Below are 25,054 nucleotides of genomic sequence, written 5' to 3'. Positions count from 1 at the left end.
ATCTAACTAGGCTGATACACCCGCATTAATTTTGGTGCAGGGGAGTTGAACTTGTGACTATTGACCTAAAACAAATTTGTAAGTGATATATAAACGCAGATCATCATAGTCTTCGCCTTGATCAACATCGATCATGGCATAGCGTGCTCTAAGACCTAGGCCTGATAATGCACCAGAAAATTTATAGGTAATTGAAAAGTTCGTTTCGTTAAAGTCTTTTGCCGTACCCGTTGGCACATCATATTGACCATAAAATGCATAGGCCTCTAATCCACTCATGCCCACTTTTTCAAAGTCATAGGCGACTTTTAAAGCATTAACTTCTTCATCGGCTCTTGCTGATTGGTTTACTTGCTGGATAACCACTTTTTCATCTCCCCAAGGGGTGAGTACTGTGTCATCGCCTGTTTTGGCATAGATATAGGTGATATCCGTTCCCGCAAATTTTGCCCCTAAATGGAAGCCATATTGATAGGTATCCAGTGAACCACCAGTTTTATCTCCTGTTGCTTCTTGCGTTAAATAGGAGGGTGTTAAATAAACGTTGGTTGCACCTAATTGACTGGATAACTTCACTTTGGCATAGGTTTGATTGAAAACATCTTCCATGCGGTAGTGCCAGAGATCGACTTCAGTTTTAATGGTTTCAAAGGGAAGTTGATACTTGGCGCCAAGGGCATACACTGGATTATCCGCGACATCGGCGATAACACCAGCCCTTGCTAATTCGTTTTGTACCGCGTCTTTTACAGAAATAAAGCTATTATCGGACCAACCCATAGAGTCGGTGATATAGAGTGCAGAAAGTGTCAGATTATCAACACTTTTATTTTCTGCTGAAAAACCACGGAAAGTACGTGGAATAGCGCGAATATCATGGGGATTCATCATTGGAGTGCGCAGTTCTTGGGCACCTAATTTAAGTTTTGTATTCCACCATTCACCTTGAACAAAATATTCTTGTAAGCGGTTTACGTTGTCATGATCTCCTTTGGCATCACGTGCAACTAGGCCGTAGACATCATCAGAATCATTCGTCCAAACTGGATTTGCAGATGCGAAGCTAGTGCCAAAACTAATACCATTTACTTTAGCTGTATTGTAATAAAACAGGCCACCAAATGACGTATCGTGTTTGGTATTCGTCGTATTATCAAAGTCACGAGTAAAATCAAATAAACGAAATTCCCCTTTTAACGTACCTTGGCTAAACATTTGGTCAATGCTGGTATCCGCAATAGCAGGAATGGCTAAGGCTGATAGTACCAGCACAGATAAATAAGATTTGTTCATCATCATTTTCCTTATTTTATTAAGTTAGCCCAGAGCTGAAATGTCTAGGCTAGGTAAAAGATCATTTTTAATATCTTTAGGTGAAATGTATGACGTATAACCTTTATCCACAACGAGGTAAGAATGAATATGGGAAACAAGTTACGAAATTCGTACAGATGTTACGTAGATCAACAAAAGTGTTTGTTTTTTAATCACTAATATAGGATGTACGCGGATACTTTTTCTGCGTGAATGAGTCGGTTTATGGTAAGATGGGCGCATTAAGCATATTCGGGATAATCAAGTGCATATATTCAAGCCAATTAAGCAGATAAAAGCATCGAGTGAAGTTGGACAACAACTCAAAAATGCTATTTTAGGCGGTGATTATAAAGCGGGTGATAAACTGCCTTCCGAGCGTGAATTGATCGAACTATTTCAAGTTAGCCGTACCGTAATAAGGGAGGCAATTAAAAGCCTCGAAGCGGGAGGTTTGGTAGAGATTCGTCAAGGTGCTACGGGCGGTGCGTTTGTTAAGCACTTAACTTTCGAGCGCTTAAGTGATGCTTGCCACGATTTGTTTATGATGGGGAAACTCTCATTACCCGAACTATGCCAAGCGCGTATGCTGATTGAGCCGCAAGTGGCGAGGATGGCAGCTAAAAATTGCACGCCAGAGCAAGCCTTAATCTTGTTGGAAGCCGATCGCCATGAAAATGATACCAGTGCTTACCCTGATACCGTTACATTGCGTTCACAAGTGCATTATTTATTAGCTGAAATGTCGGGTAATCGGTTTTTAGAGGCCATTGTTAAATCTTTACTGATTTTATTACGTAATCAGACGATGAAATATGAGCCACCAACAGATGAGATCCATCCTCTAGGGTTGCACAGTGTGATTGTTGAGGCGGTTGTCGCTAAAGATGAAGATAAAGCCGAAGCTGAAATGCTGGCTCATCTCGAGGATTTTAATGTTCGCCTTCGAGAAATTGAGCGTAAATATAAAAATAAGCAAGCCTAGCTTTACCCTTGTTTCACCACGATTAAAACCACGCTATACGTGAAAAAAAGATGGAATACCTGTCTGAACTGATGGGTATTTTCATTTGATTTTTAAAGCAAAGCGCCACAACTCCATAGCTCAACCATTGCTTCCTCCTTTGTTGGAGCGCCAATCCAGTGGCTCATGGCGTTGCACTGGCTTTCGATACAGATGTCATAGTCACCCGCTTCGGGGGTTCTTCCTAATCTTAATGTCGGCAAAATGGGTAATGTTGGATGATAATGCCAACTACCGTCCATAAGATAAGCCTCATCGGGAATTTCCATTCCGGCACCAGTGCCTTTTACTCTGGCTTCTACTAAGACCAAGCCTTTAGGGGTAACGCGATAATCTTCCTCCCAACGGATTTTTTCTATGCTGTGGTGCCATGCCAAGGTGAAATGATCTGTGGGCACTTGTGCCCACAGAGTGCCCGCTAGGCCCAAACATAGGCCTAGCATTTCTTTTCCCTCTTTGTGCCTTTAATTTTTAATGCTCCCAAAGGCTTATCCTTGTTCCATAAGGCGTTTTAGTTTTCTGGCGCGCCAACTGTGTTGCAGGATAAACAAGAGTGCGAGACCAAAGCCAATTTCATCACTCAGTGGGGTAGCAAGAATTAAACTTGCACCGGCTAGGAAGCCGATAAGACGTTCCCACCAATAGAGTTTTTGTAACAGGAAACCCGTAAATATCACGCCCCAAATACCAATCGCTACCGTTGCTTTAAGCACGACAAATCCCGTGGCTAACCAGCTATCGCTTTGTAACATTAAGGCGGGGTCGTATACCGCCATAAAAGGGATCACAAAGCCTGCAATCGCGATACGAATTGCCCATAGACTAATTTTAAGCCCCGATTCCTTAGCAATGGGAGCCGCTGCAAAGCAAGCTAACGCTACTGGAGGAGTTAGATCTGCCATAATGCCAAAATAGAATACAAACATATGGGACACAATCAGCGGTACGCCTAAATCCAGTAGGGCAGGCGCGGCAATTGAGCTGGTGATAATGTAGTTTGGGATAGTCGGAATACCCATGCCCAAAACAAGGCAAGTGAGCATAGTTAACACAAGTGATAGGAAGAGGTTATCTTGCCCTACGGCCAATATATAGCTGGCAAAAGTAGAAGCTATACCTGTGAGTGACACTATGCCGATAATGACACCTACGAGGGCACAGGCGATACCCACAGGCACCGCATGACGAGCACCCTCTACCAATGCATGCAAGCAGATAACGAGGGTTTCTTTGCCGCCTTTAATAAACCAACATACCGCAACTAATAGGGCGATAACCGCAAATACAACGGCAATGCCGAGTTGGAAAAAACCAGCGCAAAGTACACCTAAGGCTATCCAAAATGCAAAACGCATCGCCTTTGATGGCAACCTTAATACGATTGCTGAACCTAAAATCACGATTGAGGTAAGTGCTAAACCCACCATGCCTGAGAATAGCGGTGTTCTGCCTGAAAATAGCAAGTAAATTAAAATAAACAACGGGATAAGCAGATACCAACGCGCTTTTATTGCCGCCCAAGGATCGGGACACTGATCTTTAGGTAAGCCTGAAAGATTGGCGCGTTTGGCTTCTAAGTGCACCATCCAGAATACGGAGCAGAAATACAGTAATGCAGGAACCAGTGCGGCTTTAGCAATTTCAATAAAGGGCACGTTAATGGTTTCAGCCATAATAAACGCGACGGCGCCCATGATGGGCGGCATAATTTGGCTGCCCATACTGGAGGTTGCTTCAACGCCACCGGCAAATGCGGGACGATAGCCAAAGCGTTTCATTAGGGGGATCGTAAATTGTCCGGTAGTCACCACATTTGCAACGCCTGAGCCCGTAATAGTGCCCATCATGGCGGATGACACCACAGCAACTTTTGCAGGGCCGCCCAGTTTGTGGCCAAATAATCCCATAGCAAAATCGGTAAATAATCGGATCATTCCCGCCTGTTCTAAAAAAGCTCCAAACAGAATAAACAGGAAAATATACGTTGCAGATACATAGGTTGGCGTACCGTATAACCCTTCAGTCCCAAAGGCTAATTGATTGATTATTTGGTCAACTCCATAACCACGGTGCATTAATTCACCTGGAAGATATTGGCCAAATAAACCGTAAGCCAAAAAAATGCAACAAATGATCGGGAGTGCCCAACCCATTACCCGTCTAGCAGCTTCAAATACTAAGACAATCAGAATAATACCTATCACCATATCCGCATCAGTGAGTTCGCCTGAGCGTTGGATCAAATCAGCTTCAAAAACCCATTGATAGGCCGCAGTTGCCATGCCTGCAATGCCGAGTAACCAAGCTAAGGGCTGCCATGGCCGAGATTTCCCCACAGCGGGATAACTTAAAAAAACCACAAGTAGCAAAAAGCCCACATGGGTTGCCCGCAATACTTGGGTGGATACTGGATGAAACGCAGCAGTAATAATCTGAAAAATGGAGAAAATAAGAGCTGTATAAAACAGCGCCTTGGGCCAGTCGCCAGTATTGGCACCCAAACCTTGTTGTGGATCGCTCATATTATGCCTCACAGCATTAGACTACAGAGGGTGGTGCAGCATTGGGGATATTAATGTCGTTAATATCCCCAATGTGTATTAGTAAATAGGTCGCACAAAATATTTAGAGCGCGCCCACTTCTTTGTAATAACGCTCAGCACCAGGATGTAGTGGAATGGGTAGATTTTTCGTTGCATTTTCGAGGTTAATGGTTTTGGCTGCAGAGTGTGCATTGCCGAGACGTTCAAGATTCGTGAACATAATTTTAGTCATTTGATAGGCTAAATCATCTGAGACGCCATTATGGGTTACCAGTAAATTTTCTATCGCAACGGTAGACACATCCGTCGTTTGACCTTCGTAGGTTGAGGCGGGGATGACACCATGTTGATAGGCAGGATTATTTATGTTGAGTACGATATCCTCAGGAATTTCGACAAAGTTGATAGGCATAGTAGCGGCGAGATCGCGGATTGCCGCCATACCTAAACCTGATGATTGTAGCGTTGCATCTAATTGACGATTTTTGATCAATTCAACGGATTCTGCATAGGGTAAAAATTCAACTTTCCCCATATCTGCGTAACTTAATCCAGCAGCCTTAAAAATGGCTCTGGCATTGAGTTCTGTCCCCGATTTAGGGGCGCCAACGGAGATGCGCTTACCCTTTAAATCGGCTAAGGTTTTAATACCCGATTCTTTATTGGCAACAATTTGGATGTAATTAGGGTAAGCCGCGGCAATGACTCTAATTTTATCTAAAGGTTTATTAAAGCCTGCATCAACATCACCTTGGTAGGCGGCTGACACTGAGTCACCTAATGCAAAAGCTAATTCACCACGACCCGATTGCAGTAGATTAAGATTTTCTACAGAGGCTTTTGTTGCTTGAACAGAGGTTTTAGCACCTTCGATCCCACTACCATAGAGTTGAGACAAGGCCACACCTATAGGATAGTAAACACCACTAGTTCCACCTGTGAGTATGTTGATAAATGCAGGGGCTGCGGCCATAGTGGCAGCACTGAGAGAGAGTGTGATTGCGACACCGATGGCGACAAAATGTTTGTTGATTTTCATATTGAAATATCCTTGTTTTTTATTGTGTTATATAGGTTCTTTCGAGTAGGGAATAGCATAATCAGCTTAATATAACCGCATAAAACCTAAAAAAGGTCAATTAGGCTATAGTCGATAGCGGAGTTGTTACATGATAAAACGGAGGTTTGATTACTGTTTGGTTTGAGGCAATAAATAGGGCTAACCTAAGTTAACCCTATTTGTGTTATTTGAGGATGACTCCTTTAATAACAGGACACTATTTAGTGTTATCTAAGAAACCTTTTGAAGCATTTTTAGCGTGTTTTGCTGCTCTTTTTTCTTTTGCAGACATTAACGGCTGCTTCTTGGACTCTTTGCGATTTTTTTGCTCTTTACTCATAGCTAACTCCATGTACTTTTGTGGTTGTTCATCAGGCTAATCATGTAAGCCATACGCATTGAACCTATTCCATGATGTCCTGATTAAAGCGAAACGTTAAATCTCGAATTACAACATTTTTAAATCACAATCATTTAAAATCATTGATAATTTATTTGAATTTGTTTGCCTCTTTGAGCTGTACTCGCAAAATAATCTTATCACTGAAATCCGCAGTAGGATCCACTCCATGCTTAGAATAATTAGCGCTAATGGTAGTGTTAACTTGTCTATAAAATATGCGATCGGTGGCACTGTATTGCACAATAACCAAACTAACGGGAGGACTTCCCTAATATGCCACCGAGTATCCCGCGTAAAATTTGTTTTCCTAATTGGTTGCCAACGGTACGCGCCGCCTGTTTAGAAAGGGTCTGTGCTAAACCTTGTCGGCGTTTATTTCCAAAAATAAGCTCGCTAAACCAACCTTGTTCATCGGCCTGATGATGAGGTGTGGCTTCTATTATCGGTGCGCTAGTGGCCGCGGTGTTTTCTGTTCGTCTTTGGTGGAGTAATTCATAGGCCGATTCGCGGTTGACTAACGTATCGTATTTACCGCCAATTGGACTCTGCGCGCGGATTTGTTTTAGTTCTTCAGTCGTTGCTGGCCCCATGCGACAGCGGGGCGGAGCAATTAAGGCGCGCTCTACCATAGTGGGTACGCCCTTATCGGCAAGCATTGAGGCTAAGGCTTCACCCACTGCGAGTTGAGATATCACCTCGCTGACAACCAGTTTAGGGTTGGGGACAAAAGTTTCAGCGGCGGTTTTGACCGCCTTTTGATCCCTTGGCGTATAGGCCCGCAGCGCATGTTGAATACGATTACCTAATTGACCGAGGATTTCATTGGGGACATCATCAGGGAATTGTGAGCAGAAATAAACGCCAACACCTTTTGAGCGAATAAGGCGCATGATCTGCTCAATACGCTTTAATAAACTGGGCGGGCAACCCTCGAAGAGGAGATGTGCCTCATCAATAAAAAACACCAATTTAGGTTTATCAAGATCGCCAACCTCTGGCAGGTTTTCAAATAGCTCGGAGAGTAACCATAATAGAAAACTTGAATATAAACGTGGCGTTAAAATCAGTTTATTCGCAGCGAGTAAATTGATGATGCCGCGCCCTTGTAAATTAGTACGCATTAAATCTTCAAGCTGTAAGGCTGGTTCACCGAAAAAGTCTTTGCCACCATCACGTTCTAACCCTAAAACGGCACGTTGAATCGCCGCGAGGGATTGGGCACTGATCAGACCATATTTAACCGAGATTTCTTTGCGCTCATCAGCGACCAGTGTCAGCATAGCACGCAGATCATCTAAATCGAGCAGCAGTAATCCTTGGTCGTCAGCCAGTTGGAAGACGATATCCAAAATACTGCTTTGGGTGTCATTCAGTTCTAAAATTCGGCTGAGTAAGGTCGGGCCCATTTCACTGACAGTGGTGCGTAAAGGATGCCCTTGAACACCGGCTAAATCCCAAAATACTACAGGGTTGGCCTCATTTTGATAATCCTCAATGCCAATGCTAGCCGCCCTTTGTAACAGTTTTTCACTGGGTGTACCCATGATCGCTAGGCCAGAAATATCCCCTTTAACATCTGTGATAAACACTGGCACGCCTTGGCGCGAAAACCCTTCGGCGATACTCATTAATGATACTGTCTTTCCCGTACCCGTCGCGCCCGCAATGAGTCCGTGACGATTAGCGTATTTAAGATGTAAGTGAACCTGTTGCTCACCTTTGCCAAGGAGTAGAGTATTCAAGATGATTCCTTATCTTAACTGAAGGGCAGATACTGGCGTTGTTGCACTGCTCTTATCTAACCCACTGTTGTGTCATTATATGTTTGTATGAAAATTCACCATTGAGTGTTGGCCTTAGCGGTATTTATGTCAACATGAGGGATTAAGTTAAAGGTCAGTGAGAGGTCGTGAAAGGGCGAATCGCTTAAGTTACGTGGCAAATTGTGATAAAACCAATCACGTAAAAATGGTTAAAACAGGACAGCAGCGAAATAAGGATTAGCATCGAGATATTTAACGGTGAAATCGGTATTGATGCTATAAGCGGTTTAAGCAAAGAGTTAAGGAGTGCGAAGCGTTGGCGTGACACAGAAAGAAGCTTCAATTCGTACCGAACAGACATGCAAGGATAATTGAGTGGCCTTTAACGATACCTTTAGATTGAGCAGCCACGCGGTTATTACCAATGCGCTGGGACAAGTGCTGTTGCTTAAGGCCAATTACGGTAATTTTGCTTGGGGTTTACCCGGCGGCGCACTCGAACCAGGCGAAACGATTCACGAGGCCTTGGTGCGTGAATGCCAAGAGGAATTAGGCTTAAGTGTGCGGGTGAACTATTTGAGCGGTGTGTATTATCACAGCGCCTATCAGTCCCAAGCCTTTATTTTTCGATGCGAATTACTGTTGCCTGAAGTGGCAAAAGATGGGGTAGAAGACGAGCCATTGCCGATCCAATTGAGTCACGAACACTCAGCGTTCGCCTTCCACGATATCGACACCCTTAGCGCGGTTCAGCAGCAAAGAATTAAAGATTGCCTCAATTTCAACGGGGTTGTGGTGAGTGCCAAGTTCTAATGCTTTGCCAGTAAACCGCCGGCTGTTAATCGGCTTGGGTTTGCGCGAGTAAGGTTTCTAAGCAGTGTTCCTTGATACCGTAATAGGCTTTAATGTCAGCAATTTGCGCGAGTATTACGGCGCTGTCTTTCGGGTTATGCTGCGACTTTTTAACGGCCAAAATCATCTTATTTTTATTGGTATGTTCTAGGCTGATAAATTCAAACACCTTAGTCGCATAACCATTGGCTTCCAAAAATAGCGCACGTAATGAATCTGTCACCATTTCAGCCTGTTGGCCCATGTGCACCCCATATTGCAGCATAGGTTTAAACAATTCTGGGCTGTGCATCTGCGGGCGAATTTGTTTATGGCAGCAAGGTGAACACATGATGATGTCGGCATTGGCGCGGATACCATAATGAATCGCATAGTCAGTGGCGATATCGCAGGCGTGCAGCGCGATCATCACATCGGTTTGCTTAGGCGCATGGGTTCTCACATCGCCGCAGACAAATGACAATCCTTGATGATCCAGCGTAGCCGCCGTTTCATTACATAAATCGGCTAAGGCTTGACGTAATTCTACTCCAGTCACCTGCGCATCATTATGTAGGCTGTGGCGCAGGTAGTCATGGATTGCAAAGGTGAGATAGCCTTTGCCAGACCCAAAATCGACCACATTGATCGGTTGGTCATTCTTGTGGGGTGAGGCTTCGAGTGCTTGGCTGAAAACCTCAATAAATTTATTGATTTGCTTCCATTTACGCGACATCGCAGGGATCACATTATGCTGGCTGTCAGTCACACCTAGCTTGGTCAGGAAGGGACGTTCGATATCCACAAAACGTTTTTTCTCACGGTCATGTTCTAACGGCGCAGCTACGGTTTGTTTAACGTTATGTGTGCTGATTTGGACTTTGCCTTTTTTGCTGATCTCAAGCTGAACTTCTGCCTCTGCCGTGGCTAAGTGGGCACTCTTAAAATCGCTACCGAGTAACAGTTTTATGCTGGCTAACCCTTCGTCATAACTCAGGTTTTTAGTGATGTGATTCGTCTGGTGTTGATACACAAACGACAGCATAGGCTCATTTTGCAAACTGATCGGCCGAATCGTGATGCGCTGCAGGCTTTTATCTGTCCCTCGGTACTTACTCAACAATAGTTTGATCAGACTATTCTTCGCCAAGCTGTCAGCCAAAAGCTGGTAAAAATCATCAAAAGAATTAAGCGCTGAATGGGACATTATTGTTTCCGAAAAAGTAACCAAGAAAAACAGGGTGAGTATTCTAACCGCGATCAGGCGCTACCTAAAGTTATTCTCATTGAAAGGATGGTTTGGGGTAGAGCTCCGCTGCTGATTTATCTATTCAGGTGGTAGTGATTAAGCATAGTCATTCCAGTGACACGCTCAATTGAAGATGCAGCTTGGTAATGGGTGAATCTGATTCACTTAGACTGATCCATAAGTTGGAATTCGCCATTCTGCGTTGGATGTTTGCTAATGGAGTTTTACCTAGACTTTGTTTGATTTTTTTAATAAAAGTCAAAGTCGTGGGGCTTCACCCCACACCCGACCAAGGAGGACTGCTCGTCCTATCCTCCTTGGATGCTCCATGACGCCCCCAACGGAGTTGAAAGCCCCTTGTGCTCATTGCCAAATTTGCTATCGCTTCCGAAGGATGCGTCCTTGCACCTGCGAAAGCTAGCTCGCCATCCATGGCGAGACTCACGCAATTTGTCTATTCGCCCTGCGGCAACTCCGAGGGGATGCCGTATTCCTTTGATTTTTGAGTTGTCTGTTAGTCAGTTAAAGCATTAAAGCGTTGTGGATGCCCTGTTTCACTCTATTACGTAGCAAAATTTAACAATGGTTTATCTCGATAAACTGTGGATGTCCTGTTTCACCCTATTCGGTCTTTACGTTGCAAAATTTAACAATGGGTGTCACGATAAACTCTTTAGGAATGAAAAAAGCAAAAAAATCATAGATATCGAAAAACACTTCCACTAATTTATGGATAGGCCCTCTGGTGTGATGGGGTTTCTTTTGGTCGAAAGATCCGATCACTTGGAGGGCTATTAGTTCAACATTTCTTATCCCGAGCTCAGGTTAAATAGATTCTAGGAGGCTTCATTGAAAGGTTGTGCACTATTTCAGTTCTTTTACCCTGGAAATATTCGAGTTCTGCCCGGTGAAGCTTCATTCGATTATGAAGGGGAGCGTTTTGTTGTGGGTATTGGTAAGCCTATGAATTCCGTAAACACCTTATCAGTGAATGACAGGATAATCAAAGTTGAACATGATAACTCAGAGGGCTTCAAGTATGATTTTGAAGCATCACGACAGACTGGAGACAACCAGATTTGCAACGCTGTTCAGCGGGATGATGGTTCAATTGATGTTAGTTTATTAATGGATACTGAAAATGGGCACACACAGTTCAGTAGCTCCAGTATCACCACACTTGTGCGTGTTGCCGTTGAAGCCGATGGCCTTTCCGAAGATTTAGAAATTAAAGCTTTAGACGCCCTGAATCACTTTATCAGGGTCTATCGCTACGCCACACTAGACACGTCAATCAAGGAGGTAGCCTTTATGACTGGCTTTAAACCCTACATTGTTACTGGGTTTAAGCCGTACAACGAACAACACTTGGAGAAAGACCCCGATCAACGAGTCAGTGAACTGTTCGATGATTGGGAGCCTGATGCTCAAAGGTTCACTTCTTTGCAATCGATGAACCTAGCAGATCATGAATTGCCTAACTTCAACCGTGCTAGAAGCACTAGACACATTGCCCATTACCTTACGACAGGGGACTTTCCTAGCTGGCGTGTAACTCTGATGCGGGCATATGAAATGGCGAATGAACAAGATAATTACTGTGCGGCTGTGTTGGAGTCATTCATTGCGCTTGAGCTGTCTTTGTACAACCTACTAAACGTCTACAGAGCTAAAGGTAATAAGATCAAAAAGTATGGGCGCATTCATGATGTGATAACCGAAGCTTTGCCAAATTTGTTTAATAAAGAAGTGGATGGCTTGGTGAAGCAATTGCTTAGGTTCAAGGAGATAAGGAACGACGTCGTTCATGATGGCTATAAACCAACTGAAACAGAGTGTTCAGAATGTCTTTCAATAGCTGATGAAGCATTCCATTTTTGCGATTCTAAAGCCTGATCATTGAAGGCAAACCAACCAAAAAAATCTAAGGGAAGCACAATGCTTCTCTTTTTGGGTCGAGACTCAAATTAGTGTGCCATTAAAACTTATTATTAAATAAAGAGAAATTAACGATACATCCATCGTTAAATTTATACGGTGCATGCTTGTAAGAAGGGGGGGCAGATTACTGTAGAGGTTGGCAAGATTCAGCACTGTCATGGAAGTGACCGTTGACGGCATGGATGCCGTCGTCGAGCCCTCAGGGATGAGTTAATGGCGTGTCACTGGAATGACAGTGCTTAATCGCTGAAACAGAATGATGAACACCTTCTCTATGAGTCATTAATACAGCCTTGCATTTGTTCAATTCCTACCCTAAAAACAAAGATCTGTTACCGAAAAGCTGGATTCCCGCCCACAAGCATTGCGGGAATGACAGTGCTTAATCAATGTTGTCATTACAACACCAGTGCAAAGCAAGATGCGGCAACTTGTCATTCGTCCTATGGTTCTCGTCTAGTGGCTCTTGTCTTATGGATCAGGCACGCAGGCGGGTTTTCTTCTGTTATAATGCCCCCTCGATTTTTTGGAGGCGAGAATGGACGTATCTTCTTTACTAGACGGCCTGAATGACAAGCAGCGCGAGGCTGTCGCGGCACCGCAATCTAGCATGTTAGTGTTGGCGGGCGCGGGCAGTGGTAAAACTCGGGTGTTGACCCACCGTATTGCGTGGCTGATGCAGGTTGAACAGCAGAGTCCTTACTCGATTCTTGCGGTGACGTTTACCAATAAAGCTGCGGCTGAGATGCGCGAGCGAGTTGAAAAAGTCGCTGGCACCAATATGGGCCGCATGTGGATTGGCACGTTCCATGGCTTGGCACATCGCTTGTTGCGCACTCACTTCCAAGATGCGGGTTTACCGCAAAGCTTCCAAATCCTCGATTCTGACGATCAAGTGCGCTTGATCAAACGTATTCTTAAAAGCCTGAATTTGGATGAGAAACAATATCCTCCACGCCAAGCTCAGGGTTATATCAATGGTAAAAAAGACCAAGGATTACGCCCTAAACATATCGATGCGGGCGGTTTTCCGCTTGAGCAGAATCTGCTAAAGATTTATCAGGTTTATCAAGAGTCTTGTGACCGCGCAGGTTTAGTCGATTTTGCCGAAATCCTTTTACGTGCCCATGAGTTATGGCTTAATAAGCCGCATTTGTTGGCGCATTATCAAGAACGCTTTAAGCATATTTTGGTGGACGAGTTCCAAGATACCAACGCTATCCAATATGCGTGGATCCGTGTGCTTGCCGGTCAAACCGCCAATGTGATGATAGTCGGTGATGACGACCAATCGATTTACGGCTGGCGCGGCGCTCAGGTTGAAAACCTGCATCGCTTCCTTCAGGATTTTCCTACTGCAACCACCATTCGCCTCGAGCAAAACTATCGCTCTAAGGGGAATATTCTTAAAGCGTCCAACGCGTTAATCGCCAATAACCCCGAGCGTATGGGCAAAGAGTTATGGACGGATGAAGCCGATGGCGATCCGATTTCGCTCTATTGCGCCTTTAATGAAATGGACGAGGCGCGCTTTATCGTCGGTCGAATTAATGATTGGCACGAAAAGGGCGGCAATCTCAGTGATTGTGCGATTCTCTATCGTTCTAACGCTCAGTCGCGGGTATTGGAAGAAGCCTTGTTACACAAAGGTTTAGCCTATCGTATCTATGGCGGTTTACGCTTCTTCGAACGCCAAGAAATTAAAGATGCCATGGGTTACCTACGGCTGATCAATAACAAAGACGACGATGCGGCGTTTGAGCGTGTGGTGAACACGCCGCCCCGTGGCATTGGCGATCGCACTTTGGATATTTTGCGCTCCACTGCGCGCCAGCATGAGTTAACCCTGTGGCAGGCGAGTGTGCGTTTGCTCGACGAGAAAGTGCTCGCGGGCCGCGCAGCAAATTCTGTGCGTGGTTTCATGGACTTAATCATGACGATGCGTGAAGACACTCAAGATATGGTGCTGTATCGCATGGCCGATACCGTGATCCAAGCTTCGGGTCTTAAGGCCATGTATGAAGCCGAAAAGGGTGAAAAAGCCCACGCTAGAATCGAAAACTTAGAAGAACTCGTCACGGCGGCGCGTACTTTTGAGCTGCCAGAAGAGCTGGAGGACATGGGCGAACTTAACGGTTTCCTGTCCCACGCGGCGCTCGAAGCGGGTGAAGGCCAAGCCGATGCCTTTACCGATGCGGTGCAGCTAATGACACTGCATTCTGCCAAAGGGCTAGAGTTCACTATGGTGTTCATGGCGGGGGTGGAAGAAGGGATTTTCCCGAGTAAAATGGCGCTCGAAGAGGGCGATAGACTCGATGAAGAACGCCGTCTCTGCTATGTGGGCATGACCCGCGCCATGGAAAAACTCTACATTACCTATGCGGAATCGCGCCGTATCTATGGCCGCGAAGATTACGCGCGGCCGTCGCGTTTTATCAAAGAGATCCCGCCGCAATATGTGGATGAAATTCGCCTTAAGGCGCAGGTTTCCACTCCCATGGCAAATAATCGTTTTAGCACTCAAAAGTCGGCAGCGGCAAATGATACGGGCTTTAATGTTGGACAGAGAGTCAATCATCCTAAATTTGGTGAAGGCAAGGTCACCAACTTTGAAGGCAGCGGCGCACAGGCCAGAGTTCAGGTTAGTTTTACCGACTTTGGCAGTAAATGGTTAGTGGTGGCTTACGCTCGTTTAGAAGCGCTTTAAGCTTGAAATGATGGGTGAGTGTCATTCTTTTGTGACAATGTTTTTGGGTGGGAATTCGCGTTCAGGGTTAGCTTAGGTATATGATGCTAACCCATAGGGATGAAGGCGAAAATGGTAGATTATTAGGCGTGGGAGTACCTCGTTAATGAATTTAAAGCAGAAGTGGGACGTGTATTCCCGTCTGACTCGACTCGACCGTCCTATCGGTACGTTATTACTGATGTGGCCATGTTTGATGGCGCTGATGTTAGCGGCGGGTGGTATGCCCGATCTTAAGGTATTGATCATATTCATTATTGGTGTGGTGATCATGCGTGCCTGTGGCTGCATTATTAACGACTATGCCGATCGCGATCTTGACTCTTTTGTGGAGCGCACTAAATCTCGGCCGCTGGCCAGTGGCGAAATCAGCACTAAAGAAGCCTTGATACTGTTTGTCGTCTTAGGTTTATCTGCATTTGGTTTAGTCTTATTACTCAATGGATTAGTGGTTAAATTATCCGTTGTTGGCATTATCCTCACTATCATTTATCCCTTCACCAAACGCATTACTAATATGCCGCAGATGTTTTTAGGCGTGGTGTGGAGTTGGTCTATCCCTATGGCGTATGCCGCGCAGACGGGTGAAGTACCGATGGAGGCTTGGTGGTTATTTGCGGCGAATTGGTTTTGGACAGTTGCCTACGACACTATGTATGCCATGGTTGATAGGGACGATGATCTTAAGGTGGGTATAAAATCCACTGCCATTTTGTTCGGTAAATATGACCGCCAAATCATAGGCTTATTTCAGATTGCTGCACTAGTCTGTTTTATTGCTGCGGGTTGGAGTGCTGAGCGTGGTTTACTCTATGGCCTTGGTTTACTGACTTTTGTTGGCTTTAGTACTTACCAACAAATGCTGATTTTTGGTCGTGAACGCGCCCCTTGTTTTAAGGCTTTTCTTAACAATAACTGGGCGGGACTCGCATTATTTGTTGGCTTGGGGGCTGATTATCTAATCTAAACGTTTGTCGTTCACGATTTTTGTTTACGGCTAAGGCTAAGTTGTTCAGTTTTATCAGGAGCACTATCAAAGGAGGTGATGTATGCCGTGCCAGTTAACCCGACTATTTGGAATTGAGTTACCCATTATCCAAGCGCCGATGGCAGGTGTCCAAGGCAGTGCCTTAACGATTGCGGTATCACAGGCGGGCGCGTTGGGATCTTTGCCCTGTGCCATGTTATCCCTTGAGACATTAGATGCAGAACTTAGCCTGATCCGTAGCCACACAACTAAACCCATTAACGTAAACTTCTTTTGTCACCACGAACCTGAACCACAAGCGGCGAAACAAGCCGCATGGCTTAAACAACTCACCCCTTATTTTACTGAATTGGGTATCCATCCTGATACTCAAATTGCGGGAGCACAACGTGCGCCATACACGAGTGCTCAGGCAGAAGTGTTAGCTAAATTTAAGCCCGAAGTTGTGAGTTTTCATTTTGGTTTACCGAATGAAGACTTGTTGCTGGAGATTAAATCTTGGGGTTCCAAGGTTATTTCTACCGCAACCACTTTAGAAGAAGCCTTATGGTTAGAAGCGCGTGGGGTAGATGCCATTATTGCTCAGGGTTTAGAGGCTGGGGGGCACAGGGGGCATTTCCTATCGGACGATCTCACCGAGCAGCTTGGTACTTTTGCTTTATTGCCACAGATTATTGCCGCCGTTGATGTACCTGTTATCGCCGCGGGCGGGATAGTCGATGCTAAAACGGTGCGCGCTGCGATGGCAATGGGCGCGTCGGCGGTGCAAGTGGGTACGGCCTATTTACTCTGTCCTGAATGCACTACCACTAAAATTCACCGCGCAGCACTGCAAAGTGAGACTGCGCAACATACGGCGCTCACTAATTTATTTTCTGGCCGCCCTGCCCGCGGTATTGTAAACCGTTTTATGGCCGAACTTGGGCCTATCAATAGTGCGGTACCGGATTTTCCGCTTGCTTCGAATGCTATCGCTGGATTGCGAAGCGCTGCTGAACAACAGGGATTTGGCGATTTTAGTCCGCTCTGGTGCGGCCAAAATGCAACTGGCTGTCAGGCGATTCCCGCCGCAGAGCTTACAAAACAATTGGCGTTGGGGATTTGGTTGAGTGCAGAAGTGTCATAAAATCTGCTTTCTAGAAATAGAATATCAAACCTATGAGTTAATGCTTTGAAGTAAAGGATACAGTTTAGTTATGACGCCGATTTTCAGTAATGCCGCAATTGGTCGAACTCTGTTAATTTTACTCTTATGTGCCGGTGTATTCTTTTTTATCGACTTTTTAGTCCCCGCCTTAGCTGCCCTGATTGTGTGTTTTTCGAGTTGGCCGCTTTATCAAAAACTATTGGCAAAATGCCGTGGTCGTTCAGCGTTGGCGGCGACGATTGCTTTGGTGCTCATTGTATTAGGGTTGGTTATCCCGCTTGCGTTCGTTTTTTCCTATGCTTTACATGAAATTAGGGGCTGGGTTGAGTGGCTCGTCCACACGAATCAGCATGGTGCTGCTGTGCCTGTCTGGATCAAAGAATTACCTTTGATAGGAGAGTGGCTCACCCTGCAATGGCACGAGTTTATCGGTGAACCCCACGAGTTGGGTAAAATAATCAGTGCCATCAGTGGTCAAAATTTAAGTGGTATTTCCCGTTGGGTACTGCAATTGGGCTGGAACACCTTAGGGCTGTTACTGACCTTACTTTTTATGCTGATCACTTTGTTTTTCTTATATAAAGATGGCGAACATATTGCGAAACAGCTCGATATTGTGGGTGAACGTGTTTTGCCTGCCCGTTGGCACAGTTTTTCCCGCGTGGTGCCTGCAACGGTTAGTTCTACCGTGATAGGTATGACGCTTATTGCCATTGGTGAGGGCATAGTGCTCGGCATTGCCTATTGGATTGCGGGTGTACCTTCGGCTGTGGCTTTTGGGGTGTTAACCGCATTTATGGCGCTTATCCCCGGCGGTGCGCCCACTATGTTTACCTTGATTTCACTCTATCTTGTCGGCACTGGTGATATGACCGCCGGAGTCGGTTTATTCCTTTGGGGCAGTATAGAGCTGTTTATTGTCGATAAAACCCTAAGGCCAAATCTTGTTGGTGGGCCGATTAAATTACCTTTCTTACCGACTTTTTTCGGTCTGATCGGCGGGGTGAAAACCATGGGGTTTGTTGGTTTATTTGTCGGTCCAGTACTGATGGCCTTGCTGGTAGCCATTTGGCGGGAATGGCTAAGGGAAGAACCTGAAGTTATACAAATAGATACACAGGCTGGAAGCTAAAAGTTAAGGCTTAGTCTGTCCTAAGGTATTTTTGCGTTCATCGGTGTAAAACCACCAAGGCTTAGGATCATCACCCGCCATAAAACGGGTGATGGAGATAAACACATCGAGCATACAAGGATCCTGTTTTACCCCTGTTAATGTGTTGAGTGTGCGGTACATTTCGTAGGGATTTCTCCCAAGCAATTGCACTGGCGTCTCTATGCCGAGTAGACGCAGATCCGCAGCGCAGGCTTTACCAATATTGGGTAAATCCGTTAATTGCTTAACCTCGGCACGCACCACTTTCGCTGGATTCATACGAATTTCCCCGTGATAAATATCATTGAAAAGCCTGCGCTGCCGTAGAGTCGACTCGAAAGCGTTTAGGCTTTAACCAGTGTTGTTAAATCTGCTGGGCGATAGTAAACCGATTTTAGTACCTTGCCTTGGCGAACGACTTTACCTGCCATTTCCACATCTTTAGCGCATTTGGCGATGATAAAATCACCTTGCTGACTACCGACAATTTCAACACCTTGTTTGGCATAAAAGGCAATAGTCTCAGCCAGTTCTTGCTCGTTACGGCACACTTTACTCATATTGCTCGAATGCACTTCATCCCAGCAGGCGATAAAGTCGATTTCACGGTTATGAGCCACGCAAAGCAACAAGTCAATCAGGTAACTGATTTCGAGTCTGTCCGTCATTGCTTGCGCGCCCAAATGCACTAAACGTCCCATTAACACATATACAGAATCGACTATGGCATCGGCCTGTTCGATACGGCTATCGGCTTCGGCAAGCTCAGTTAACTCCTCAATAATCAGTGAAGTATGTAGGGTGTCAGCCTTGTCATCTAAGGAATGAACATCATTAACGGGTAAATCGAAGGTGCGACGAAACTCACTGATATCACGATATAAGTGGTCATAAATAGGTTGAGTTAAGCGGGTGAGTTTCATCTGATGTGCCTTGATATAAAAAAGTTTGGCGACAATTTTAAAGAAACGCACCGCAGAATACAAAGATGGGGCGAATATAAAAATACCCGCAGCCAAATGGGTAGCAGCGGGTTTCGGCAAATATTGGCGGATGACCGAATGGAGAAATATATTGTGAGCCTGTGTTACTTGGTGATTATTGGCCGTATTTTGCAATCAGTTGATCAAGATAAGGGCCAACATCTTTATCACTCCAATCTAAATAACCCCGTACAAAACCCACAAGATTACCTTTAGCATCAAAAATATAACTCGCTGGGACGACATTCGCTGGGATGATTTGCTCTACATTTTGCTTTGGGTCAAGCCAAGTGGCATAGCCGCTAAAGCCATATTGGTTAAGAAAAGGGCGTACATCTTTAGGTTCTTCATCGATAGAGATAGGGATGATGGCGATATTTTTCCCTTGATATTGTTGCTTCAGTTTTTGGAGTTCTGGAATTTCCCGTAAACAGGGGGTACACCAGGTTGCCCAAAGGTTGACCAAAACCAATTTTCCTTGGTGCTGTTTTAGGGTTTGAGTTTGCCCTGATTCATCAATAAAGTGGACTTCTGGTACGCCGCGTGCGTGCTGCATCTCTACAAAGCCCGTCATAACTCGAGGTTTAGGAAGGGGCTCGCCCGTGCTGTAGAGTTTATTGTCTAATGAGTGTGCTGGGCTGCTATTAGAAAATAGGCCAAAACACGCCAGTAGAACAAAGGGAAAATAGCGTAATTTCATTTGGTTATCCTTTATTTCAAATAGACGATTGTGTTTTTTTTCGGGTTATCAAACCAAAACAAAGCCCAACACCAAGCACTAATAACAGCAGTGGCCCAAGCCAAAGTGCGGACGTGGATGCCTTAAACTCAGGTTGATAACGGATTTTTTCACCATAGCGCTGCACCATAAAATCGATAATCTCATCTTGGCTTTGCCCCTGTTCTAGCATCGAGAATATTTGTGCTTTGAGTTCATGGGCGATAGGTGCCTGTGATTCAAATAGGCTTTGATTCGTCGCCATAGGGCAACGTAGCACTTTACTGATATCCATTGCCTGTTGTTGGTGGGAAAGGCCAGATATGGGCTGTGCTTGCGCCATGGATAAGGATGTGGTTCCTATCCCAAATAGGGTGATAGGGAGCAGTAAGACTAAAAAGCGCAATATTGGATTCATTAGGCAAGCGTCTCCTTTGGTTTGTGATGGGATAGGCTAAATAAGGTTGTTAAATCAGCTTGAGAGCTGAAACGACGAGTAGGCCAAGCGGCAATCGCCCCGCCGAGCATCATTAATAGGGCGCCAAGCCAGATCCAACTCGCGAGGGGTTTGTAGCTGATACGGATAAGGTATTCGTTATCACTTAATTGCAGCCCCATGGACACATAAATATCCCGCCATAAACCGTGGTCGATACCCGCGTGGGACATTTCCATCCCGTTGCTTTTAAAGGTTTGTCGTTGTGGTGTGATATAGCCTAAAACCCGTTCATCATTCGCTGCATCACGGATACTGATATTGGCTTGAATGGCGGTAAAGCTGTTGGTTTCAACATTCTCTGTGCTTTCATAAACTAAGACATAACCCGCTAAAGGCTTACCTTGACCTGGCCCCATTCGTAGCAGGGCTTCCTGCTCAAAAAAGGAGACGGATGTTGCTCCTATAATAGTGATCGCTACCCCAAAGTGGGCGAATAGCATGGCGACAAACCCTTGTTTTGATGACTTAACGGGTGAGTCGTTGGGGGCGGATTGACAGGCATATACTCGTCTACCCAATCCCGAGGCTACCAATATCGTGAGCAATAAACACACCAGCAACCAAAGTGCTGCGGCAGTGCCAAGGAGTAAAAATAAGCTACTGCCCGAGGCGGCTTGTAAGCTTACCCAGCCTGCGACGGCTAATATCATTAGGCTAGGAATGAGCAGGGAAGTAATACGAGTCTTTGAGGCATTTTGCCATTGCACTTTTTGCCATTGCACTAAGGGCGCAATGCCCATTAACAGGACAAGCAAGAAAGTGAGGGGGACAAATATAGCGTTGAAATATGGGGCGCCCACTGAAAGTGTGCCTAAATCCAGTAGCTCATAGATCAAAGGGTAAAATGTGCCGAGTAACACGGAAAACGCGGCAACGACTAAGATAACGATCCCGAGCAGTAACAGCGTTTCCTTACTAAAAAGCGCGAAAGTCACATCCTGTTTTAAATGATGCGCTTTGAGCGCAAAAATCAGTAACCCTGCACCAACAAAAATCACTAATAAGCAGAGGATTGACATGCCACGGGTAGGATCGGCGGCAAAGGCATGTACCGATTGCACTATGCCGGAGCGCACCAAAAAGCTGCCGAGTAAACTGAGTGAAAATGCCAATAAGCACAGCAGTAAAGTCGTCAGTTTAAAGCCATGAGTACGTTGAGTGAGAATGAGGGAATGCACTAATGCTGTTGCCACAAGCCAAGGAATAAAGGAGGCATTTTCGACAGGATCCCAAAACCACCAACCACCCCAACCCAGTTCGTTATAGGCCCACCAAGATCCAAAGGCATTGCCGCCTGTGAGAAACACCCACGCTAATAATACCCAAGGTCGTAAATAGTTAATTTGGCGAGTATTAAAGCCACCACCGAGCAGTGATGCTAACGCTGCGGCAAAGCAAACCGTAAGGCCTACATAGCCAAGAAAGAGCATGGGGGGGTGTAATATGAGGCCTATGTCTTGCAAAATGGGGTTAAGATCTCGCCCTTCAATTGGAATGTTAGGTAATAAACGGGCAAAGGGATTAGAGGTAAAGAGTAAAAATAGGTTAAAACCAAGGATCACTAACGCCAGAATAGCCAACAGTCTCGCAAAATACAGGGTGTCTTGGTAGCTATCGGTGGCCTTATCCTGAGTGCAATCCGCTATCTTCACGCGATAACTGATGATTGCGCCCCAAAGAGCAATCGCAAATATCCAGAAGAGCATTGACCCTTCATGGCTGCCCCAAACGGCGGCCACTTTATAGCCCAATGCCAATTGGCTATTCGAGTGGTTTGCAACATAAGCAACAGAAAAGTCATCAGTGACAAAACAATAAATTAAGCAAAGAAGTGACAGAAAGACTGAGGCAAATATGGTTCTAAAGAGTACCGGACTTAACCCAACCAGATAGGCATTATGCTGCTTAATCCCCATTAGTGGCAGTATTGCAGAAAATAATGCCAATACGCTACTGATGATCAATAATATATGCCCAATCTCTGGAACCATAGTTGTCATTTATTATTCCTTAGAATAATGATAACGCGGTAAAATAAAAGAGTGTTGATAGTTACTTTGTTCATGTGATTTTAAGTTTTTAACTTTATTGCCTTAATAAGTTTTATTTAATATTTAAATTTCATATCAGTCTTGGTTGAACACATTGTTAAAACATCATTTAACGACTGATTTGCATCACTGTCCATTTTGAGATTAGTCGAATTTTTCATTTGATAATGTGATCTTATTCGTTATTAATTCACTCCATCCCATCCTTAATTATTTTTGAAAAATAAAATCTATTTTTAGTTTTTTTTATAACTAAAACAGGCTTTTTTACTTCTAAAAAATAAGTGGTTGATTGTGTTTATGTGTTTGTATTTTATATGTTTTTGCCGCTTTCACTTCTCTTTATTTATCAGCGGGTATTTAATGTGCTCTAGCTCTGATTTTTCATGGTTTTTTGTCTCCATTATGCCATCACTGGTCAATTGTTTATGTCGTTCAGTGAGCAGTTAGGTTCAGTGGAAAATATAAAACTAATGATAATTAGGAGTGAATGATGAAACGATGGAAATCCAAGGTGGCACTCAGTGTGCTATTTGGTTTAGGTTCTGCCATAAGTACCATCTCAATCGCTGCCGATGCTAAATCGGATAATAAGGTGGTTCCTGGAGTGGGTAATAAACAGCAATCCCACTATACTCAAGATATTTTGGCTAACCCCAATTTAGCTGAAAATTTAATGGAACAATCTCGTGGTGTTAAAACACTACAGGATTATATTGTTCAAGAAAAAGAGTTGTTTGATTTTTTATTTGAAAATCACCCCGTTTTTAAATATGACGCAGAAGGGCGATTAAAGGGCACTTATAAAGTCAGTGATCGTGGTGAAGAATATTTACACGGTGGTGACAGTATTGCTTACAGCAAACACAGTAAAGAAGTGAATTCAACGGATGGCACTGCGGTGCGTTACAGTTCCTATAACGATGGTCAACGTCCCAAGGCCCTACAATACCGTTTAGGCGCAAAATCGATTTTAGATTTTCCCAACAAGTTTGTTGGCCCTGAAAAATGTGGTGAGTGTCATGGTCCACAGTATGAGAAATGGAGACGTTCACGCCATTCAAAAACGATTCGTTTCCCTGGGGAGCATCCAGAGGTTGAAAACAATCTAGATAAAACCATGTATGGCACTAAGGATACCTCTATCCTGCCAGACGGTATTACTCCAGATGTGATTTATGCCACTGTAGGTACGCCAAGAACAAAATATGGCTTTATCGACGGTTACTTAGTCCGCGGAACGTACCATGTGAAGGACGGTCTGCTTAAAGATGGCACTGGTACTATGGTCGCTGGTGGTAACCAATTCTCCCGTGGTTGGGCTGAATGGTTAACACCTGAAATGGCAAAGAAAATCCAGAAAGTTATTCCTGACTTTCCAACTAAAATGGAAGATTTTGGCGGAAGTGGTTCACACCAATGGGGTATGAGCTCCTATGGCGCTAAATATGAGAAGGAATTCTTATTCCAGCCTGCCAGTTCCTATTGTGAAATGTGCCACTCCTTTAAGTTTGACTTTAAAACGAAGGATGAGTTTTTTGCAGCTTTAGGTAATCCTAAAGAATTACAAAAACATACTATTTCTAAAGGTATTACCTGTGAAGAGTGTCATGGTGCAGGTGGTCATTTAGATGGTGGTATCGGTGGTGGTATGCCGTCTAACTGTGAGCGTTGTCACCAGCGTTTCAACTTTGTTGAAGAGTTAGCCGAAACGCCGCAGGGTAAAGATAAACTGGAATATGCCTTTAACGTGAAGATGAAATCTTCTTGCCCATCCTGTGGTACAGAAGGTTCGCAAATGTTTGCCTCATCTCACTACGATAAAGGCATGCGTTGTTCTACCTGTCACGACCCACACGAAGTGACGGATGGAGATTGGAAATCCGGTATTACCAAACCCAAAATCATCAAAGAATGTACCGATTGCCATACGGCACAGGCCGAAATTGCGAGTAATACCAAGACTCACAGCAAACAAACCTGCCAAAGCTGCCATATGCCAAACATGGGTAGTTGTGAAAACTTCACGGCGATCCAGTTCCCTGATGTCGCAGGCTTTGACAACGTCCGTAAATCACATATGTGGAAAATTGATGTTGATCCGCTACGTAAAACCCTTAATCCACCTGAAGGTAAGTCTCGCGACTCATCCACAAAAGGCTGGACTGTAGCGAAGGACGAAAATGGCCATAACTACCTCGATCTCATGTGGACTTGTGCTCGCACATCCGCTTCTGATCACGATGTGGTGGATAACAAAGGTTGCCATAGCCAATTCCAATCTAAGTTAGGTGAGGGTCTGCACTTTAAAGATCAACAGGAAATCTACGGCAGAGTTCAGAAGTGGCAAAAACCTGTGAAAGAAGCCTATGCCAAAGTAGAAAAAGCCCTTATTAGCATCGATAAGTCGCCCAATATGGCCAAGTTATCGGTAGAAGATAAGACGCAAGTGCTGTTGTTAACCGATAAAGCTCAAGATGTCCTCAAGCTGATTAAAGCCGATGGTTCATGGGGTGTTCATGGTGCGCGTTACTCACAAAAACGCTTAGATGCCGCCTTGACCTATGTGACCCAAGCCCAAGCCATTATTGATGGTAAGGCGCTGAGTGCGAAGAAAATATAATTTAACTTGAGTCCTAGT

General features: G+C 44.7%; 20 protein-coding genes. 8 read left to right on the top strand and 12 right to left on the bottom strand.

What is annotated here, in order from left to right; genetic code table 11:
* Positions 1-57: 57 nt before the first annotated feature.
* Entirely contained in the window at positions 58-1,296 is a 1,239-nt protein-coding gene (locus tag JEZ96_RS16845) for an OprD family outer membrane porin (protein WP_128090234.1), read from the bottom strand.
* A 283-nt stretch (positions 1,297-1,579) separates the two neighbouring features.
* Between JEZ96_RS16845 and JEZ96_RS16840 the strand changes: the two genes are divergently transcribed.
* Entirely contained in the window at positions 1,580-2,299 is a 720-nt protein-coding gene (locus JEZ96_RS16840; protein ID WP_011787942.1) for a FadR/GntR family transcriptional regulator, read from the top strand.
* 92 nt (positions 2,300-2,391) lie between these two features.
* Here the strand turns inward: JEZ96_RS16840 and JEZ96_RS16835 are convergent, their stop codons facing one another.
* From JEZ96_RS16835 to JEZ96_RS16820, 5 genes are all read right to left on the bottom strand, one after another.
* Positions 2,392-2,781: a DUF1850 domain-containing protein gene (locus JEZ96_RS16835; RefSeq protein ID WP_025008144.1), complete on the bottom strand. Its 390-nt coding sequence runs from the start codon at positions 2,779-2,781 to the stop codon at positions 2,392-2,394.
* A gap of 45 nt (positions 2,782-2,826) precedes the next feature.
* Positions 2,827-4,860 carry a TRAP transporter permease gene (locus tag JEZ96_RS16830; protein ID WP_025008145.1) on the bottom strand — a complete coding sequence of 678 codons (2,034 nt, stop codon included), beginning with the start codon at positions 4,858-4,860 and terminating at the stop codon, positions 2,827-2,829.
* A gap of 103 nt (positions 4,861-4,963) precedes the next feature.
* Positions 4,964-5,920 (bottom strand): TAXI family TRAP transporter solute-binding subunit, encoded by a 957-nt coding sequence (locus JEZ96_RS16825; RefSeq protein WP_128090235.1) that lies wholly within the window; start codon positions 5,918-5,920, stop codon positions 4,964-4,966.
* A 238-nt stretch (positions 5,921-6,158) separates the two neighbouring features.
* Positions 6,159-6,281 (bottom strand): hypothetical protein, encoded by a 123-nt coding sequence (locus tag JEZ96_RS19605; RefSeq protein WP_011787946.1) that lies wholly within the window; start codon positions 6,279-6,281, stop codon positions 6,159-6,161.
* Between the two features lie 314 nt (positions 6,282-6,595).
* Complete coding sequence (locus JEZ96_RS16820) at positions 6,596-8,086, bottom strand: helicase HerA-like domain-containing protein (protein WP_061783482.1); 1,491 nt, start codon at positions 8,084-8,086, stop codon at positions 6,596-6,598.
* A gap of 396 nt (positions 8,087-8,482) precedes the next feature.
* On the opposite strand from JEZ96_RS16820, the gene JEZ96_RS16815 reads away from it, so the two are divergent.
* Positions 8,483-8,920 carry an NUDIX hydrolase gene (locus JEZ96_RS16815; RefSeq protein ID WP_025008148.1) on the top strand — a complete coding sequence of 146 codons (438 nt, stop codon included), beginning with the start codon at positions 8,483-8,485 and terminating at the stop codon, positions 8,918-8,920.
* Between the two features lie 25 nt (positions 8,921-8,945).
* On the opposite strand, the gene JEZ96_RS16810 is transcribed toward JEZ96_RS16815, so the two are convergent.
* Positions 8,946-10,145, bottom strand: coding sequence for a class I SAM-dependent methyltransferase (locus JEZ96_RS16810; protein ID WP_061783480.1), 1,200 nt, complete (start codon positions 10,143-10,145; stop codon positions 8,946-8,948).
* An 891-nt stretch (positions 10,146-11,036) separates the two neighbouring features.
* Between JEZ96_RS16810 and JEZ96_RS16805 the strand changes: the two genes are divergently transcribed.
* From JEZ96_RS16805 to JEZ96_RS16785, 5 genes are all read left to right on the top strand, one after another.
* The gene (locus tag JEZ96_RS16805) at positions 11,037-12,083 is read left to right on the top strand and encodes a hypothetical protein (RefSeq protein WP_025008149.1); all 1,047 of its coding nucleotides are present in this window, start codon (positions 11,037-11,039) and stop codon (positions 12,081-12,083) included.
* Between the two features lie 583 nt (positions 12,084-12,666).
* Positions 12,667-14,835, top strand: a complete 2,169-nt coding sequence (uvrD, locus tag JEZ96_RS16800; protein WP_128090237.1) for a DNA helicase II — start codon at positions 12,667-12,669, stop codon at positions 14,833-14,835.
* 145 nt (positions 14,836-14,980) lie between these two features.
* Positions 14,981-15,841 (top strand): 4-hydroxybenzoate octaprenyltransferase, encoded by an 861-nt coding sequence (gene ubiA / locus JEZ96_RS16795; protein WP_011787952.1) that lies wholly within the window; start codon positions 14,981-14,983, stop codon positions 15,839-15,841.
* Positions 15,842-15,923: 82 nt separating this feature from the next.
* Positions 15,924-16,988, top strand: coding sequence for an NAD(P)H-dependent flavin oxidoreductase (locus JEZ96_RS16790; RefSeq protein ID WP_014611408.1), 1,065 nt, complete (start codon positions 15,924-15,926; stop codon positions 16,986-16,988).
* Positions 16,989-17,058: 70 nt separating this feature from the next.
* Positions 17,059-18,141, top strand: coding sequence for an AI-2E family transporter (locus JEZ96_RS16785; RefSeq protein ID WP_025008150.1), 1,083 nt, complete (start codon positions 17,059-17,061; stop codon positions 18,139-18,141).
* A gap of 3 nt (positions 18,142-18,144) precedes the next feature.
* Here JEZ96_RS16785 and JEZ96_RS16780 read toward each other — a convergent pair whose 3' ends face one another.
* The 5 genes from JEZ96_RS16780 to JEZ96_RS16760 form a co-directional block, all read right to left on the bottom strand.
* Positions 18,145-18,441, bottom strand: coding sequence for a helix-hairpin-helix domain-containing protein (locus JEZ96_RS16780; RefSeq protein ID WP_025008151.1), 297 nt, complete (start codon positions 18,439-18,441; stop codon positions 18,145-18,147).
* A gap of 65 nt (positions 18,442-18,506) precedes the next feature.
* Positions 18,507-19,085, bottom strand: a complete 579-nt coding sequence (locus JEZ96_RS16775; RefSeq protein ID WP_025008152.1) for a nucleoside triphosphate pyrophosphohydrolase family protein — start codon at positions 19,083-19,085, stop codon at positions 18,507-18,509.
* A 175-nt stretch (positions 19,086-19,260) separates the two neighbouring features.
* The gene (locus tag JEZ96_RS16770; protein ID WP_025008153.1) at positions 19,261-19,845 is read right to left on the bottom strand and encodes a TlpA family protein disulfide reductase; all 585 of its coding nucleotides are present in this window, start codon (positions 19,843-19,845) and stop codon (positions 19,261-19,263) included.
* A gap of 16 nt (positions 19,846-19,861) precedes the next feature.
* Complete coding sequence (locus JEZ96_RS16765; protein ID WP_061783484.1) at positions 19,862-20,281, bottom strand: cytochrome c-type biogenesis protein; 420 nt, start codon at positions 20,279-20,281, stop codon at positions 19,862-19,864.
* The gene (locus JEZ96_RS16760) at positions 20,281-22,362 is read right to left on the bottom strand and encodes a heme lyase CcmF/NrfE family subunit (protein ID WP_198779822.1); all 2,082 of its coding nucleotides are present in this window, start codon (positions 22,360-22,362) and stop codon (positions 20,281-20,283) included. Before JEZ96_RS16760 ends, JEZ96_RS16765 begins: the two co-directional genes overlap by 1 nt.
* 544 nt (positions 22,363-22,906) lie before the next feature.
* Here JEZ96_RS16760 and sirA point away from each other — a divergent pair.
* A complete protein-coding gene (gene sirA / locus JEZ96_RS16755) occupies positions 22,907-25,036 on the top strand; it encodes a dissimilatory sulfite reductase SirA (protein ID WP_198779886.1) in 2,130 nt (709 codons plus the stop codon).
* Positions 25,037-25,054 lie beyond the last annotated feature (18 nt).

The sequence above is a fragment of the Shewanella putrefaciens genome, from assembly GCF_016406325.1.
Taxonomy (GTDB): domain Bacteria; phylum Pseudomonadota; class Gammaproteobacteria; order Enterobacterales; family Shewanellaceae; genus Shewanella; species Shewanella putrefaciens.
The sequence above is the reverse complement of the archived record's forward strand: the minus strand, read 5'-3'. Positions and strand labels throughout refer to the sequence as shown.

Coding starts and splice junctions, on each gene's coding strand:
- ubiA (WP_011787952.1), top strand. CDS start 14,981: ATGAATTTAAAGCAGAAGTGGGACGTGTATTCCCGTCTGACTCGACTC.
- JEZ96_RS16760 (WP_198779822.1), bottom strand. CDS start 22,362: ATGACAACTATGGTTCCAGAGATTGGGCATATATTATTGATCATCAGT.
- JEZ96_RS16780 (WP_025008151.1), bottom strand. CDS start 18,441: ATGAATCCAGCGAAAGTGGTGCGTGCCGAGGTTAAGCAATTAACGGAT.
- sirA (WP_198779886.1), top strand. CDS start 22,907: ATGAAACGATGGAAATCCAAGGTGGCACTCAGTGTGCTATTTGGTTTA.
- JEZ96_RS16810 (WP_061783480.1), bottom strand. CDS start 10,145: ATGTCCCATTCAGCGCTTAATTCTTTTGATGATTTTTACCAGCTTTTG.
- JEZ96_RS19605 (WP_011787946.1), bottom strand. CDS start 6,281: ATGAGTAAAGAGCAAAAAAATCGCAAAGAGTCCAAGAAGCAGCCGTTA.
- JEZ96_RS16785 (WP_025008150.1), top strand. CDS start 17,059: ATGACGCCGATTTTCAGTAATGCCGCAATTGGTCGAACTCTGTTAATT.
- JEZ96_RS16790 (WP_014611408.1), top strand. CDS start 15,924: ATGCCGTGCCAGTTAACCCGACTATTTGGAATTGAGTTACCCATTATC.
- JEZ96_RS16825 (WP_128090235.1), bottom strand. CDS start 5,920: ATGAAAATCAACAAACATTTTGTCGCCATCGGTGTCGCAATCACACTC.
- JEZ96_RS16765 (WP_061783484.1), bottom strand. CDS start 20,281: ATGAATCCAATATTGCGCTTTTTAGTCTTACTGCTCCCTATCACCCTA.
- JEZ96_RS16845 (WP_128090234.1), bottom strand. CDS start 1,296: ATGATGAACAAATCTTATTTATCTGTGCTGGTACTATCAGCCTTAGCC.
- uvrD (WP_128090237.1), top strand. CDS start 12,667: ATGGACGTATCTTCTTTACTAGACGGCCTGAATGACAAGCAGCGCGAG.
- JEZ96_RS16775 (WP_025008152.1), bottom strand. CDS start 19,085: ATGAAACTCACCCGCTTAACTCAACCTATTTATGACCACTTATATCGT.
- JEZ96_RS16770 (WP_025008153.1), bottom strand. CDS start 19,845: ATGAAATTACGCTATTTTCCCTTTGTTCTACTGGCGTGTTTTGGCCTA.
- JEZ96_RS16830 (WP_025008145.1), bottom strand. CDS start 4,860: ATGAGCGATCCACAACAAGGTTTGGGTGCCAATACTGGCGACTGGCCC.
- JEZ96_RS16835 (WP_025008144.1), bottom strand. CDS start 2,781: ATGCTAGGCCTATGTTTGGGCCTAGCGGGCACTCTGTGGGCACAAGTG.